Raw genomic sequence first — 15,575 nt, forward strand, 5'->3', positions numbered from 1 at the left:
TATTTAGCTTATCCCGGCAACCGAAATATCCTAGTGGAAAATATTGAATATTCAACGATTCACGTGCATACAGAACAAGCAAATTGGCTCAATAATCATCCAGAACTCAACGAACGAAATCCAGAACCGTGGCTAGATCGCCGAGCAAACCCATCACCGAGCACCTCGCTTATCTGCTTGCGCAGGCTAACCGGGAAATCAATCGACAGCTGGATGCGCGCTTCCGGACGGAAGGCGTGCCGGTGGAGCAGTGGCGCATCCTGAAAGTGCTTTCGGACGGCAAGGGTCATTCGATGGGTGAGCTTGCGGAAACGGTGCTGCTCAATCACCCGACCCTGACCAAGATGGTCGATCGCATGGTGTCCGATTCTCTGGTCTACCGCGTCCAGGACGCCGAGGACCGGCGCAAGGTGCTGATGTTCAGCTCCGACCGCGGAAAGGCTCTGACTCAGCGCTTGAATTCGCTTGCGCTGAGTCAGGAATCCCACATCGCCGAAAGTTACGGCAACAAGGCGACGGCGGAATTGAAGCGGCTTCTCGAAAGCCTGATCGAGAAGGCGAACTAGGCTTTCCATCCGCCATCCTTTCGCGATCAGGCGAGGTAGGATTTCAGGATCGACGCACCGAGCGTGTATTTCGGATCGACCATGTTGCCGAGCCGCATGCGGCCGCATTGGGTCAGCAGCATATACGCGTCGAGTTCCTCGAAACCGAAATCGGCGGCCATCCAGCGGATCAGCTCGCGATAGGCAATCCGGGCGGCGTCCTCCATCGGACGGCTGGAGCCGATCGTCATGAAAAACTTTTCGTTCTCCAGCCGCGGCCATTTGAACGTCCATTTCTTGATGAGATCGACCTGCACCGTGGTGACGGTCGGATGCTCCAGCGCGACGCCGCACAACTCGCCGTCGCCCTGGATGGCGTGGCAGTCGCCCAGATAAAGTAACGCTCCGGGCGCGTTGACCGGCAGGTAGATGACCGCGTCAACGCCTACGTCGGGCAAATCCATGTTGCCGCCATAATAGTCCGGCTGCAGCGAGGTAATCGCCTCGATTTCCGGCGACGTCCCGATGGTCCCGATGAAAGGCTGATAGGGCAGCGTGAGCTTGTCGCTCCATTTGACGCCGCCCTCCAGCGTGACTTCGACCTTCTTGACCCGTTCGGGTAATGGAGGATTGAGCAGCGCAGTGTCGCCGGTCGCGACCAGACCGCCGAATTCCCTGATCAAACAGGTCGTTCCCACCGGCTGCGGCCCGCGCGGTACGATCGATTTGATGTACACCGCCAGCGTATCGCCCTTCTCCGCGCCGTTGACATAGATCGGCCCGTTCTGCGGATTGAGAAACGGGAAATTCAAAATCTCGCTCGGTTTATCGGTTTCATATTTGATCTTGCCCTCGAACGCATCGTGCGTTTCGGCTGAAATCACCGACCCCGGATCCACCTTCAGCACCGGCTTCGCGTACGGACCGTAGACGTAGTGATATTGGCCCTGGCTTTCTTCGGTGATCGAGTAGGCCTTGCCCGGCTTGCCTTTCGCGAGACCCTTGCGCGCCATGATGGAGGTTTCGAGCCATGACATGTTGATGGTCCTTCCTGCTGGTTGAAAATTCCGCTCAGACGGCAAGATGCCGTCGCACCACTTCACGATCATCGAGGTCCGCCGGCGTCAGCGCCGCGACGATCCGACCCTTGTCCATGACGTAGCAGCGCTGCGCCATCGCGCGGATCATGTCGAGATTCTGCTCGACGAAGACGATGGTGACATTGGTCCTTCGATTCAGATCGACGATGGTGCGGGCGATGTCCTGCACGATCGACGGCTGAATGCCTTCCGACGGCTCATCGAGCAGAATCAGCGACGGCTTGCTGATCATGACGCGGCCGATCGCGAGTTGCTGTTGCTGGCCGCCGGACATGGTTCCGGCTTGCTGGCTGCGCCGCTCGGCAAGAATCGGAAACGTGGCGTAGACGCGTTTGTAATCGTCGGGACCGACCTTGCCGCCGATCATCTCGCCGACCTTGAGGTTCTCCTCGACGCTCATGCGTGGAAAAACGTCGCGCCCCTGCGGCACATAGCCGATCCCGAGGCGGGCGCGGCGATGCGCCACCAGCGCACTGACATCCTGCCCCTTGAACACGATCGAGCCTTCGGTCGGCGGCAACAGCCCGATCAGCGTCCGCATCAGCGTCGACTTGCCGACGCCGTTGCGGCCGATCACCGCGACGATCTCGCCGGCACGGACATCCATGTCGATTCCCTGCAGAACCGGCTTGCCGCCGTACCCAGAGCGCAGCTTGAGCGCCGTGAGGACCACTTCGCTACGCATGGCCGTGCCCCAGATAAATCGCCGCAACACGTTCATCGGCGACGATTTGCTCGATGGTGCCTTGCGCAAAAATCCGGCCCAGATGCAGGACCGTGACCCGCCTCGCCACCTGCCGGACAAAGCTCATATCGTGCTCAACCGCGAGAATGGTGACGCCATCGGCGTTCAAGGTCTGGACGATCTCACCGGTCGCGAACGTCTCAGCCGGTGACATGCCGGCGGTCGGCTCGTCGAGCAGCAACAGTTTCGGTTTCAGGCTGATCGCCATGCCGATCTCGAGCCATTGCTTCTGGCCGTGGCTGAGATTGCCCGCGAATTGCTCGGCCACCTCACGCAAATGAAGGAAATCAAGCAGCCGGTCAGCCTCCGCATCAAGCGAACCGCCTTCGAGATGATGCTGAAGCGCGATCTCGAGATTTTGCCGCGCACTGAGTGCCTTGAAGATGCCGGGCACCTGAAATTTGACGCTCATGCCGCGCCGGATCCGCTGGAACGACTTCAGCGGAGTGATGTCGTGTCCTGCATAAAAAATGCTGCCGGAGGACGGCGCGTGCTCGCCAAGGATCAGACGGAACAACGTGCTCTTGCCGGCGCCGTTCGGGCCGATCAGGCAATGAATCTCGCCCTCCTCAAGCGCAAGGTTGACATCCGCGGTGACATGCAGGCCGCCGAAATGCTTGTTGAGACCGCGGGTTTCGAGAATGGACATCAGGCCGCTTCCTTCGGACCATGCCGCATCCGGCCGACGAACCTGGTGAACGTGACGATCAAACCTTCCGGCGCAATCAGCACCGTCGCGACCAGCAGCAGCCCCATTACGACAAGCGCATACTGGCTGCCATAGATCGTCAGCGCTTGGAACGCCGCCAGCACCGCAAGCGTTCCGATCAGCGTCGCGGTCAGATCGCCGCGGCCACCGACGGCGACCCAGACGATCGGCAACGCCGCCGCCGTAATGCTCATGCTCGAAGGCGTGATGTATTGGCCCCATGCCGTGTAGAGCACGCCGCTGAGCCCGGCCATGACAGCGCCGATCACGAACGCCACCAGCTGATACTTGCGTACGTCGTAACCCAGCATCTCGGCGCGCTCGGGATTCTCCCGGATCGCCACCAGCACGTTGCCGAATTTGGAGTTCACGAGCATGCGAAGCCCGAGATAGGTCAGCACCAACAACGTGAGAACGAGATAATAAAGCCCGACATCGGGAAACAGGACAATGGGATGGCCGAACCAGGGCAGCGTCAGCGGCGGCATGCCGTTCATGCCATTGAAGCCATTCAGGCGCGCGATGCCGATGTGCCATTCGGGACCCGCGGTCTGAGCCATGAAGCGCTCTAACACCAGCGTGACCGAGAGCGTGACGATGCCGAGGAAGACACCGCTGATCCGACCGAAGTAAAGAAAATAGCCAAGGACGGCCGCGAACACCGCGGTGCAGGCCAGCGCGGCGATCAGGGCGATCAATGTGAAGCCGTAGGCCGCGCCGAAGTTAAGGGTGAGAACGCCGTAGGCATATCCCGATAAACCGAAGAACGCGGTCTGGCCGAAGCTGAGCGTGCCGCCATAGCCCCAGATCAGGCACAGCCCCAGCGCCATGAACGTCCAGGTGAAGAAGTAGACGGTGTTGCCGACCGTGTAGCCATCCGCCAGCAGCGGATAGATTACCGCAACGAGCAGAACCGCGACCGCGGCGACCCAGAACAGCGGACCGCGGCCGAGTGTCTGCGGACCCTGAAGCAGACGGATGAACGGCAAATAGCGTGTCATGTCCGAAACCGCTCTCTCAACTTCGCTCGCGCAGGATGAAGCCCGAGATGCCTTTTGGCAGCACACGAATAACGACGATGACGGCGATCAGCAGTCCGATCTGCCCAAACAACTGTCCTTGCCATGACGTCATCGCAGCCTTGACCACGCCGAGCACGGCGCCGGCCGGGGCGGTGCCGAGAAAGATATCGGCGCCACCGACAACGACCGTGACAAACGCCTCCATGATGAACGTGCTGCCCATGGTCGGCACGATGGTCATGGTCGGCGCATAGAGCCCGCCGACCAATCCCGCCAGCGCCGCCCCGAGCGCGAAGGTCATGCTGTAGACAAATTTGGTGTCGACGCCCAAGGCCTCGGCCATGTGCGGCAACTGGATCGTCGCCCGGGCGAGGATCCCGAACTTGGTCTTGTTGAAGGCGAGATATAATCCGACCAGAACCGCCAGAGCGGCGACGATCAGCACCAACCGATAGGTCGAATAGGAATAGGCGCCGACCGTGAAGCTGCCGAGCGGAACCCCGACGCCCGGCATGCTGGACCCTAATACGATCAGGGTGCCCTGCGTGGCGATCAGGCTCAGTCCCCAGGTCGCGACGATGGTATCCATCGGCCGGCCATAAAGCTGCCGGACCACAAGGCGCTCGACGACGAGCCCGACCAATCCGGCGGCAAGCGCCCCACAGAGGATGGCAAGCGGCAGCGGCAGGCCGGCACGTGCGGTCGCTACCGTCACGTAAGCGCCGCACATGATAAATTCGCCATGGGCGAGATTGATCACGCCCATCATGCCGAAAATAACCGCGAGCCCGCACGCGGCCAGCACCAGAAATGCGAAGGCATCGCCGCATTGGTAGAGGAATCCGAACAGCGAACTCAGGAAGTCCATTCAAGGCCTCGCAGGGTGAAGAGGATACTCTTCCGGGTCATCAATAGGCGAAGCCTCGATGAGGATATGTTGCCAAGGAGATCGAGGGACGGCAATCGCCCCTCGATCTCGCGGCCATCAGGTCTTCGGCGGCGGATTGCTGGGTGTGTATTGCTCCATCGGATCCTTCTTGGTGAGGTCACATCCGGCATCGCCAAGCCAATACGGCTTGATATCGTTCCAGACTTTCGGGAACGTGATCGAATGATCTTCACCGACCCTCGCCATGTAGATCGTATGTGAGACGTGCTGGCTCTTCGGGTCTATGCAGACCTTGCCTTCCGGCGCGTTGACACAGACGTCTCCCTTGGCGATCACGGCGCGCAAATCGGCCCGCTTGGTCGAACCGTTGGCCCGCTCGACCATCTGCTTGTACAGATAGACGGCGTGGTAGGAGTTTTCGGCTTCCTGATTGATGTAAGGCTCGTTCGGGAATTTCGCCTTCCACTTCGCCACGAATGCCTTGCTCTCCGGTGTATCGACTTCCTCGATATAGTTCACCGTCGCGTACATATTGGCGAGGCTCGGCGGCTTGAAGCGCTTGTGCTCGTAGCCCTGGCCGACATTGACCGAGCTGCCCATCGGGATCTTCAGGTTCGCCGCGGCGGCCTGCTCATAGTAGGATGCCTGCGCGGTGCCGACGAGCAAGGTGATCAGCACATCCGGTTTGACCTTCTGGATATTCTGGATGGTCTGCGAGAACTGCGACACACCAAGCGGAATGAACTCTTCGCCGACCATTTCGCCGCCGTTCTGCTTGACGATCATGCGTACCCATTCGGCCGAGATCTGGCCGAAATTATAATCGGCGGCGATGGTGTAGACGCGCTTGCCGTATTTTTCCATCATCCACGGGATCAGCGTCGAGAACTGCTGTTCCGGAACCGCGCCGGTGACGACCATATGGCCGTCGCAGACGCCGCCTTCGTACTGGTTGTTATAGAAGGCAAAGCCATCGAGCTGATCGACGATCGGGCGATAGGCTTCGCGCGAGGCGCTGGAAAATCCAGCGAACACCACGTCGACCTTGTCGCGTTGGAGCACGCGGCGCATGAATTCCTGGTAGCGGGTGTTGTCTGATTGCGTATCGTAGATGACCAGCTCGAGCTTGCGCCCGGCGATGCCGCCGGCAGCATTGATTTCGTCGGTGGCGAGCTGGATGCCATGCACCTTTCCGATGGTAGCGAGCGCGAAGTCGCCCGATTGATCTTCAAGGACACCGAGCTTGATCGGGTCCGCCGCGTAGGCCGAGCCTGCAGCAAGCAAGCCGGCTCCGATGAGGGACACGGCACGCGCCCCCCTCGCAATACGTTCTAGCATCTGACTCTCCTCTTGGGTTTAGTCGGCGAGTTTTCTCCTCAGGACGAATTCGCCGCGTTCTTGCCCGTCTGACGACCGGGCCAAGTCTTTGCACAGCTCCTCCATCGTCTGACGCGTTCTCATGCTGCGTCGACGAAGCAGTTCGTAGGCCGCGTCATCGTCGATGCCGTAGTCCGACATCGTCCGGATGATTGCTTTGACCACGTCCCGCCGACTTCGGCGGCGGCGCTCCTGATCCTCCAGCAGCGTTTCCAGATGCCGATGGCGGCGATATTCGTTGATCCCGACAAACAGCGCGGGATAGACCGCCGCAGTGTGGACGGGCTTTCGAAGAAACGATGTGGCGCCCGCCCTCATCAGGGCTTTGAGGCGGCTGGGGGCACTGACACCGAGCAGCCCAATGACCGGCGCCGGCGGCAGTCCACCGATCGCGCTGAGCGGAAGCACCGCCCCATCGCTGATGTCACCGTCAACGAAAATGATATTGCGGTCCGGCTGAAGCTTTGCGAGATCGATCGCTGCGATGCTTCCGACAATATCGTCGGGACTGGTAGTGACGCCGAGCCGATCCAGCGAGGTCGTCAACACATCGAGCGACGACGCCCGATCCGTCACCACGATGGCGCGGCCGCCGCTGAAATTCTGGAGCAACCTCGGCTCTGTCATGACACCAGCCTCAGCGAGGGAGCGGTCGCAGCTTCGAACCGCGAAGAATTATGCACGAGGTAAGGGTCCGGTCGAACCGGCGCACGAGCTTCGCTGACCAGGTCGAACCTCGCGTTGCGGTTCGAACGACCGATCCGCGGCGTCAAATAGGCGTGGAAGGTCTGCTCGTCGATCCAGACTTCGCCCTGCGGCGCGTCGAGATGCGGCTGCCGGACGAGCTCCGTCTTGACCGCGCGCGGGTCGCCGGTCCCGGCGGCCGCGGCTGCCCGCGCCAGAAGCCACGCGGCGTTATAGGACGCCTCCGCATCGGCGGACGCAGTCGGCCCATCCGGAAACCGCACTTGGTAGGCATCGAGAAATCGCCGGTTGGCAGCGCTTTCAATCGAGCAAAAATACACGCTCGAACTCAAATGACCATCGACGGCGTCTTCTCCGATCGCTTGCAGCTCGGGTTCGGACAGCGAGCAGCTCGCCACGGGAATTTCCCGTGCCTGGTCGATCCCGCGTGCGCGGCACGCCGTCCTGAACTCACGGAAGAACTGATAGGCCGAGGTGCCGATCAGAGTCAGGAACACGAACGAAGGACGTGCTTCGATGATCGCCTCGATCGCCTGGTGGAAATCCGTTTCACCGAGGGCAAAATAGCGTTCGGCCAGCACAGAACCCTGGCGCGCGGTGACACTCTCGCGCAGGATGCGGTTGTTTTCCCAGGCCCAGATGTAATTAGAGCCGACGCAGTATGCGCGATGGCCGTGGTGCGTCAGCAGGTATTCGACCAGCGGCAACACATGCTGGTTTGGCGCAGCACCGGTGTAGATGACGTTGGTGGAGCTCTCGAAGCCCTCGTAGTGCGAAGGATACCACAGCAGAGCGTCGTGCTTCTCGAACAGGGGGATGACTTCCTTGCGCGATAATGACGTGTAGCAACCGACGACGTGTCGGAAGTTGCGTTCCAGCAATCTGGCCGTGAGTGCGGAGTATTGCGAGAGGTCGCCGCCGGGATTGAGGACGGTCGGCTCAAAGCGAACGCCGAGCCCGGAGGCGTTTATCTGATCCGCGGCAAGCAGGGCGCCATTGAGCATCGAGCGCGCGACCAGCTCGTATGAGCCCGTCGAGGAGAAGAGATAACCGACCTGAAGATCCTGCAGCGCCATGAATCTACCCAACGCAACAAGCCCGCTAGTCCAGGGCCCCGGCGAAAACTGTGCCGTCAGAAGGATGTTTGCAAATTGGGTGGCGCCGCTTCGGGCATCTTTGCCCAGCGCCTATTTCGAAGGCTCGCCCGACAGCGCTAACCTGTCAAGACTAAATTTATTTCCGGACGGCGCATTTCGAAAAAAACCAATTCGAAAGTTTCCAAACGCAGCGTTTGTAAGCACCATGTGCAAATTGTGAGCGCCAGACGATCAAGGAAACGGCATCGATGGCGAATGCGCGGCTGCGGACGCTCGCAAGTCCGCAACCACGCTTCACGGATTTAGCCGGCCATCGTCAAACCGCTTTGGTGAGAGCGCCATCGATAATCAGATTGGTGCCAGAAATCCGACTGGCAATCGGGCTTGCGACAAACACCACGCCGGCAGCGACTTCCTGCGCCGTGCCCATCCGGCCAGTCGGGTTGAGTGACATCGCCAGCTTGTACAGATCCGGCGAGCCATTCTCGATATTCTGCCAGATGCCGCCTTCGAAATAGGTGTTGCCGGGCGACACGGCGTTGACGCGAATCCCTTTGGCGATCAGTTGGTTGCTAAGCCCTTTGGCATAATGAATCAGCGCCGCCTTGAAGGCGCCATAGGAGCCGGCAGCAAAATCGATCTCGAAGCCGGACACGCTGGAGACGATCACGATCGACGCCGATTTGGATTTCTCCAGGAAGGGCAGCGCCGCCGCAACGGAATTTACCGTGTGCATCATGTCGACGCGAAACGAATTTTCCCACGTTTCCGGCGTGTTGCCGACGGCCAACGCGCTGACATTGCAAACGAGGATGTCGATGCCGCCAAGCGCTGCAGCAGCGCCTTCGACCCATTGTTGCAGTGCCACAGGATCGGCGACATCAACCGCGGCGCCCCATGCCACGACGCCTTTGGCGGCGAGCGACTTAACGACGCCGCTCACCTGCTCGGCGTTGCGGGCGCAGATCGCAACATTGGCGCCTTCCGCCGCGAACAATTCCGCTACCGCAAGACCAATTCCCTTGCTGCCGCCGGTCACCAGCACATTCTTGCCTTTTAACCCGAGGTCCATGTTCTGATCTCTTGTTGCGAAACCGTTCAACTTGCAGAGGCAGATTCATCACCGATCTGCTGCGAAATTGCAAATTTCATTCCAAAGATTGCTGGCCGCGGCCGGGCCTTCGAATCAGACAGCGAATTAAATCCACGTTCTGTGTTTACCCAACCGTCAGTGAACGGACTTCATCAGCGTGAGTTCCTAATCGTTGGCGTGAGGGCGACACGAGCGGTGACCTCGCTGCGATGAACAGATTGAGGGGCGCGGTTTTTCAAAACGCAGTGGCCTCTATATCATATCAACCTGGGCCCGTCGCGAATTCCCCACCGCCACCACGCGCTGCTCGATTATTGCAAGCGACTCGGGTGCTGCTAACGCTGAAAAAAGAGAAGGCGCGAAATTACGGCCAACACCACGCGGAGCGGGCCGCATCTCCCTCTTCCGAACATTCGTGCGATTACGGCTTGTTCCCAGCCGGCGCCCCGTCGTCGGACCAATCCGGCGGCAAGCCGACATGTCCTGCGATTATACCGCCGACGCCGGGATTCTTGCCGAATGCCTCGCAAGCCGAGTATTTGGGCTTGCCGCCGAGCGACGCCCCGATCGCCTGCAACGACGGCGCGCTCGGCATCTTCCCAAACGGGCTGCTGCCGGTGACAAGCAGTTTGCTGAAGTCTCCGCCAAAAGTAGTCGCAAGATCATAAGCATCTCCCGCTGTCGAGACCCGGGGTGTGCTCGTGAACGAATCCGCGCCGCGCGCCCAGATCATGGCAGCCTGCTGCTTTCCTGTTGCGTCTTGCGCCTCCGCCTCAAGTGTCAGACTTCCCAGTCCAACCGGAATGCGCGGAACTGGAGCGGGTACACCAAGCGCTGTGGGAACGATCGATACGACCTTGGAGGCACCGGCCGCAACTTCGTTCGTGGCGGTCGCTTGAGTAACCACGGCGTAAACCGTCAGGTCCGCCGGCTCATTGGCTTCAACAATCCGAAAGCGCTCGCTTAGACCGATGCACAGTGAGCGGTTGGCAGAATTGGCAACCAGCCTGCGCTGCTTTTCCGAAAGTACCGGCGATGCAGCTTCCGAGAACGCGGTGGGAATGATCCGCACCGTCTTCGCTGCGAGGACGCCATCCTTGTTAACGCGAACGAGCGATTTCGTCAGCACGCCGTCTGACGGCGTCAGGTCGTCATAGGACGACAATGAACCTCCGCGGATCATTGGCGCGTCGGCGCAGCCGGACAACAGGCTCGTCACCCAGACGAGCGCGGCGAACACTCGTCTCTTTCCTGCTGACCGGGCTAACAAAACGCGTATCCGCAACGTCCGGGCGCATCGATCAGATATGTCATCTCGGCGGTGGCCCGGATTGAGCGAACAAGGCCAAGCATTGCAGGGGCAGCTTCTCTCTCTTTTCCTCGACGCAATGGCGGAACGCCGCGCGATCCGGAGGGTATCCGGGGTCGCAAAGCTTGAGGGCTGCGTTGCGGCACATCAGTCGGACGTCGTCCCCGACCTCAGACATTTGGGGACTTGATCCCTGTGGCTGCTGAGCCAGAGCCGGCCCGGCCGGCGGCAGAGCATAAATCATGAACACGAACAGAAGCTTCCGCATGGTATTCCTCCGGTGAACCGCTGCGGCACGATAAATCCCGGACGAGGGTGTGCGGATTAAGTGATGTTAAGAAATGTTTCTCTCGGAGTGTGCCCAACAATCGTCAGATGGAGACGCAATCCTTAGCAAAACTTTATATTTTCCGGGTGATCCGAGGCCACCGGGACCTGCTAGATTCATCTAATGGCCCTACAGGACTTCATGTCTGCTTCGCATTCCAATCTCCCGGCCGCGAAAGCGCGGATACTGTGCGTCGAGGATGATGCTGATATCGCGCGCATGCTGACTGATGTGCTGGAAGAGAGTGGCTTTGAACCTTCCTTCGTCAGCTCGGCAACGGAGATGGACGCAGCGTTAAATCGCGACGATATCGATCTTGTCGTGCTCGATGTCATGCTGCCGGGCGAGGATGGCCTGAGTATTTGCCGCAGGCTACGAGCGACGTCTCAGATTCCGATCATCATGGTCACAGCCCGTGGCGAAGAGATCGACCGGATCCTTGGCCTTGAGATCGGCGCGGACGATTATGTCTCGAAGCCCTTCAACTCGCGCGAACTTGTCGCCCGCATTCGCGCGCTGCTGCGTCGTGCCGAAAGCGCCCCCGGGCTCTCCCGCTTTCGCGCCCGACCGCTGACATTTGCCGGATGGCGGATCGATGCTGCAGCCCGCGAACTGCATGATCCGGACGGCATCAGGATCGCCCTTACGAGCGTCGAATTTGACCTGCTGCTGGCATTTTGCCGCAACCCTGGAAGGGTTCTTTCGCGAGACCAGTTGATTGAATTGATTCATGGTGGTTCATCCGGGCCGATCGAGCGCAGTATTGATGTTCATATCAGCCGTATCCGGCAGAAGATCGAGGTCGATCCACGCGATCCAGCTGTTATCAAGACCGTCCGGCTCGGCGGGTATGTGTTCATCCCCGCCGTGGAGCAGGCCTGATGGGATCGATCCAGCGTTTCGTGCCGCGTAGCATCACTGCGCAGATCACTGGCATCGTCGCTGTCTCCGTGCTGCTCGGCATCGTGGTCACGATCGCAATCGTCGTTTTCGTGTTTGGTACGACTGTTCCGAGGGATACCCCCTCTGCCGTGGCTTCGCGCATAGCGCAGGTGACCCGTATCGTGCGTGCAGCAAAGGACCCCGCTGAAATCGACACCATTCTGGTAGCGATTCGGAACGCCGGCGTTCGAGTGGACCGGGTCGCCATCTCGGATCTGGAAGCCCTGCCCGATAATACCGGCCTGCCATTCCGGTCCCTGCCCTTCATGCGGCAGCTGGAATCGGAACCGGGCGTCCGTGTCCTCGAAGGCGTTCGATATGCGGCCGGTCCGGAGCAGCAACTCGCGGTGAGGCTGGATAACGACCACGCCTTGGTCTTCGATGCGAAGACCACCACGACGCTCTGGCGCTTTCTGATGACGCCAACTGCCCTGGTGCTGACCATTGTCTTGGTGTTCATCTTGCTTCTGTCAGTCTACGCCGTGCGATGGATCACCGCGCCGCTGGCCGCTGTCGCCAGAGCTGCACAATCCTTCGGACGCTCTCCACAAGATAGCCAGATCATCGGTCGCAGGGGGCCGCGTGAAATCGCCCAGGTTGCCGACGCCCTCAACGAGATGCGCACGCGCATCCGCGCGTTGCTTGACGACCGAACACGGATGCTCGCCGCCATCAGTCATGATCTCCGCACGCCTCTCACGAGGCTCAGGCTGCGCGCCGAACGCGTGACCCAGGAAGGGTTAAGGGACAGCATACTTGGTGACCTCGTCAATGTAAGCCGCATGCTCGACGAGACGCTCGATTATCTGCGCGACGACGGCAAATCCGAACCGATGTCCCGCGTCGATCTCCCCAGCGTTCTTCAGACGATCTGTTGGGATTTTACGGATGTGGGGCATGCCGTATCGTATCAGGGGCCGCCGCGGCTGGCCTGGACCGTCCAGCCAAGAGCGCTTACGCGTGCTCTCACCAACATCGTCGAGAATGGCGTCAAGCATGGCAACACAGTTGCGATAACTCTGAGAAGCACTCTGCACGAGAGAGTCGAGATCGAAATCGCTGATGATGGCGCTGGAATTCCCGCCGCGCTTCACGACAAGGTTTTCGAACCATTTTTCAAGGCCGACAACGCACGATCACAGAACGGTGGCGGCTTCGGTCTCGGATTGTCGATCGCGCAAGAGATCGTCAAGCGGCATGGAGGCGTCATCAGCCTGCTCGTGCGCGAGCCGGTGGGTCTGGTCGTCCAGATAGTTCTTCCTGCCGAAATTTCTCTAAGCGTAGCTTGAGACAACGCACCCGATCCGGTGCAAAAGATGGACACACGGGCCCGCCAATACGCGCTTACTTTCACCAGGCTCAGCAGCTAGCCCGCGAAAAATTTTTGCATGGCCTCTAAGGTCTCCTTGGGCGCTTCTTCCTGCACGTAATGTCCCGCAGGAGCGGCCGACGTGCCTACGATGTTGGTCGCGTATTTCGACCAGACTTCCTTCGCATTGTGGTTTCGTCCGACACCGCCGGTCGCGCCCCATAGCAGGAATGTCGGGCACGTCACCTTCCTGCCGGCGTTGAAATCCACCGTATCCATATCGAGATCGCACGAAACGGTCGCGCGATAGTCTTCGCACATGGCGTACACGGTGCGGGGGTTCTTGATGCAGCGGATATACTCCTCCAGCGCTTCCGGAACGAAGAAGCTCATGCCCTGCCCGGTCTTCGAGAGTTTTTTCCGCAGAAAGAACTCCGCGTCATGGCTGATCATCGTTTCCGGATATGGCGTCGGCTGGATCATGAAGAACCAGTGCCAGGAGAATTTTCCCCAATTGAACGTGACGTTGTTCAGCAAATGGTGCTGAGGCAACATGTCCACGAAGCACGCCTTCTTTATTTTGTCGGGATGATCCAGACACATGCGATGCAGAACCCGCGCACCCCGGTCGTGGCCGGCCGCGGAGAACGCCTCGAATCCCAGCCTCTTCATCACCTCGACCATGTCCTTGCCCATCTCCCGGAAGGAATAGGCAAAATGGTCGTCGCCGCCGTCGGGCTTCGAACTGTCTCCGTAACCCCTGATATCCGGCGTCACGACGGTGAAATGCCTGGCCAGTTCAGGCGCCACGCGGTTCCAGGATAGATGCGTGAAGGGATTGCCGTGCATCAGCAGCAGCGGTGGTCCACTTCCGCCGTGACGCAGCACGATGTCCACACCATTGACGTGAAGCGTTTCCTTTTTGAAACCATCCATCATGCCGAATTTACCTTCGATCGTTTGTTGCCAGTTCCCTGCGAGCTTATGCTATTCGAACGACCGGATCGGCCATCATCAAATTATTTGGCGAGGTATCGATCGAAGAATGCGGCGATCTCTTCGAACGCCTCCTTGGTCTCGGGAGCCGAGGGATCGAAGAGGTATTGTGCATGAGAAAAACCCTCGAACACCTGCAGATCGGCGACCACTCCAGCCTCCCGCAACTTTCGATGGGTTCGGACGGTGTTTGACAGAAACAGGTCCCGTGTTCCGGTGGTCAGGATCGTGGGCGGAAATCCATGGAAGTCGCCATAAATCGGCGAGAGCTGTGGATCCTTCATGTCATGGCCGTTGGCATAGAGCGTGGCAGCGTGGCTCAGATAGCCGCTATAGCTGACGAGAACGTTGTCCAGCCATTCGTTTGTCTTGTAGCTGTCCCCAGTCTCGGTCAGATCGGCCCAGGGCGTGCCGGGTGCGATGGCCGCCGGCAAAGCCAGGCCTTCCTGCTTTGCGCGCAAGATCATCGCCAGCGTCATGCCGCCGCCAGTCGATGTCCCGACGATCGCCATACGGCTCGGGTCCTGCATCGACAGCGCTGCCTTCCAGACCGCCATGGCATCGTCCATCGCTGCCGGATAAGGCGCATCCGGTGGCATGCGATAGTCGAACTCGATCACTTTGTAGCCACCGTACGCGGCCATCAGCATGGCCTCAGCGGTGCCCGACTCGCCGGGACCATAGACATAGCCGCCGCCATGAACGTTGATGATGAGCTGGTTGCGGTGGGCGTCCGGCATGGTCTTGGGCGTGAAGACGAACCCCTTAACACCGCCTATCACCGTCGGCTCCATTGTCACGCCGAGCATCGCTCGCGCTTTTGCCAACCCAGGCAGCGAAGCATCGGCAAGCTTCTTGACCAGCGCGCGCCATTCGTCGGCCGAAGCCGGGTTGGCGTTCCACGCGGGCAGACGGTATGGCGCGGCAACCAGTGCCTGGGCAGCCGCGTCGATGTCCTGCGGCACGGGCACGACCTTGGCCGGCAAGCTGCGCGGGCCAGCAGCTGAGTTGGCGGCATTCTGTGATGATTCAAGCGCGGAAAAATCGGGCGCCTGGGCAAATGCAGCGGGCGTCATTGTCAAGGCCAAGACCACCGTCGCCAGACGGACAATTCGCAACATTTTCTCTCCCCAACTTCGTCTTCTACGACCTCTCCGGGCCGTGGACGTCTGGGCCCCAATAGAACGCAACAAAGATGCCTTGGCAATACGCGCAGAACGGAGGCATTCGCGTCAGCGCGCCACGCGGCAGCGCGCTTGTAATAAGCGAACATGTTGAACGAGCGAGGTTGGAACGACGCGCGCGGGGTGGTAACTCTTCCAAACGTTGAATTGATCACTACGGCGTGGACCAAGGGCTTCTTGACGTCACGATCCGCCTCACGGTCCAGCTTGAACAGACTCCAGAGC

The 15,575-nt window shown here is 59.8% G+C and carries 15 protein-coding genes; 3 read left to right on the forward strand and 12 right to left on the reverse strand.

Going from position 1 to position 15,575, the window contains the following annotated elements; all coding sequences use genetic code 11:
- Positions 1-128: 128 nt before the first annotated feature.
- Positions 129-566 (forward strand): MarR family winged helix-turn-helix transcriptional regulator, encoded by a 438-nt coding sequence (locus BLV09_RS14745; RefSeq protein WP_100380371.1) that lies wholly within the window; start codon positions 129-131, stop codon positions 564-566.
- A gap of 26 nt (positions 567-592) precedes the next feature.
- Here BLV09_RS14745 and BLV09_RS14750 read toward each other — a convergent pair whose 3' ends face one another.
- The 10 genes from BLV09_RS14750 to BLV09_RS14795 form a co-directional block, all read right to left on the reverse strand.
- Positions 593-1,582: an acetamidase/formamidase family protein gene (locus tag BLV09_RS14750; protein ID WP_146687841.1), complete on the reverse strand. Its 990-nt coding sequence runs from the start codon at positions 1,580-1,582 to the stop codon at positions 593-595.
- Between the two features lie 34 nt (positions 1,583-1,616).
- Positions 1,617-2,330, reverse strand: coding sequence for an ABC transporter ATP-binding protein (locus BLV09_RS14755; RefSeq protein WP_146687842.1), 714 nt, complete (start codon positions 2,328-2,330; stop codon positions 1,617-1,619).
- Positions 2,323-3,039 carry an ABC transporter ATP-binding protein gene (locus BLV09_RS14760; protein WP_100380368.1) on the reverse strand — a complete coding sequence of 239 codons (717 nt, stop codon included), beginning with the start codon at positions 3,037-3,039 and terminating at the stop codon, positions 2,323-2,325. The genes BLV09_RS14755 and BLV09_RS14760 overlap by 8 nt, the downstream gene beginning before the upstream one ends.
- Entirely contained in the window at positions 3,039-4,100 is a 1,062-nt protein-coding gene (locus BLV09_RS14765; RefSeq protein ID WP_146687843.1) for a branched-chain amino acid ABC transporter permease, read from the reverse strand. The genes BLV09_RS14760 and BLV09_RS14765 overlap by 1 nt, the downstream gene beginning before the upstream one ends.
- A gap of 16 nt (positions 4,101-4,116) precedes the next feature.
- Positions 4,117-4,989 carry an ABC transporter permease subunit gene (locus tag BLV09_RS14770; protein WP_146687844.1) on the reverse strand — a complete coding sequence of 291 codons (873 nt, stop codon included), beginning with the start codon at positions 4,987-4,989 and terminating at the stop codon, positions 4,117-4,119.
- Between the two features lie 117 nt (positions 4,990-5,106).
- The gene (locus BLV09_RS14775) at positions 5,107-6,348 is read right to left on the reverse strand and encodes an urea ABC transporter substrate-binding protein (RefSeq protein WP_100380365.1); all 1,242 of its coding nucleotides are present in this window, start codon (positions 6,346-6,348) and stop codon (positions 5,107-5,109) included.
- 18 nt (positions 6,349-6,366) lie between these two features.
- The gene (locus BLV09_RS14780) at positions 6,367-7,014 is read right to left on the reverse strand and encodes an ANTAR domain-containing response regulator (RefSeq protein ID WP_146687845.1); all 648 of its coding nucleotides are present in this window, start codon (positions 7,012-7,014) and stop codon (positions 6,367-6,369) included.
- Complete coding sequence (locus BLV09_RS14785; protein WP_100380363.1) at positions 7,011-8,168, reverse strand: transporter substrate-binding domain-containing protein; 1,158 nt, start codon at positions 8,166-8,168, stop codon at positions 7,011-7,013. The genes BLV09_RS14780 and BLV09_RS14785 overlap by 4 nt, the downstream gene beginning before the upstream one ends.
- Before the next feature lie 337 nt (positions 8,169-8,505).
- A complete protein-coding gene (locus BLV09_RS14790; RefSeq protein ID WP_100380362.1) occupies positions 8,506-9,261 on the reverse strand; it encodes an SDR family NAD(P)-dependent oxidoreductase in 756 nt (251 codons plus the stop codon).
- Positions 9,262-9,703: 442 nt separating this feature from the next.
- The gene (locus tag BLV09_RS14795; RefSeq protein ID WP_167559077.1) at positions 9,704-10,465 is read right to left on the reverse strand and encodes a DUF3313 domain-containing protein; all 762 of its coding nucleotides are present in this window, start codon (positions 10,463-10,465) and stop codon (positions 9,704-9,706) included.
- A 577-nt stretch (positions 10,466-11,042) separates the two neighbouring features.
- On the opposite strand from BLV09_RS14795, the gene BLV09_RS14800 reads away from it, so the two are divergent.
- Together BLV09_RS14800 and BLV09_RS14805 are read left to right on the forward strand one after the other, a co-directional pair.
- Positions 11,043-11,801 carry a response regulator gene (locus tag BLV09_RS14800; protein ID WP_167558730.1) on the forward strand — a complete coding sequence of 253 codons (759 nt, stop codon included), beginning with the start codon at positions 11,043-11,045 and terminating at the stop codon, positions 11,799-11,801.
- A complete protein-coding gene (locus tag BLV09_RS14805) occupies positions 11,801-13,150 on the forward strand; it encodes an ATP-binding protein (protein ID WP_146687848.1) in 1,350 nt (449 codons plus the stop codon). Before BLV09_RS14800 ends, BLV09_RS14805 begins: the two co-directional genes overlap by 1 nt.
- A 77-nt stretch (positions 13,151-13,227) precedes the next feature.
- Here the strand turns inward: BLV09_RS14805 and BLV09_RS14810 are convergent, their stop codons facing one another.
- A complete protein-coding gene (locus BLV09_RS14810; RefSeq protein WP_146687849.1) occupies positions 13,228-14,109 on the reverse strand; it encodes an alpha/beta fold hydrolase in 882 nt (293 codons plus the stop codon).
- An 80-nt stretch (positions 14,110-14,189) separates the two neighbouring features.
- A complete protein-coding gene (locus BLV09_RS14815) occupies positions 14,190-15,287 on the reverse strand; it encodes an alpha/beta hydrolase (RefSeq protein ID WP_146691129.1) in 1,098 nt (365 codons plus the stop codon).
- Between the last annotated feature and the right edge of the window lie 288 nt (positions 15,288-15,575).

This window comes from Bradyrhizobium canariense (assembly GCF_900105125.1).
Taxonomy (GTDB): Bacteria; Pseudomonadota; Alphaproteobacteria; order Rhizobiales; family Xanthobacteraceae; genus Bradyrhizobium; species Bradyrhizobium canariense_A.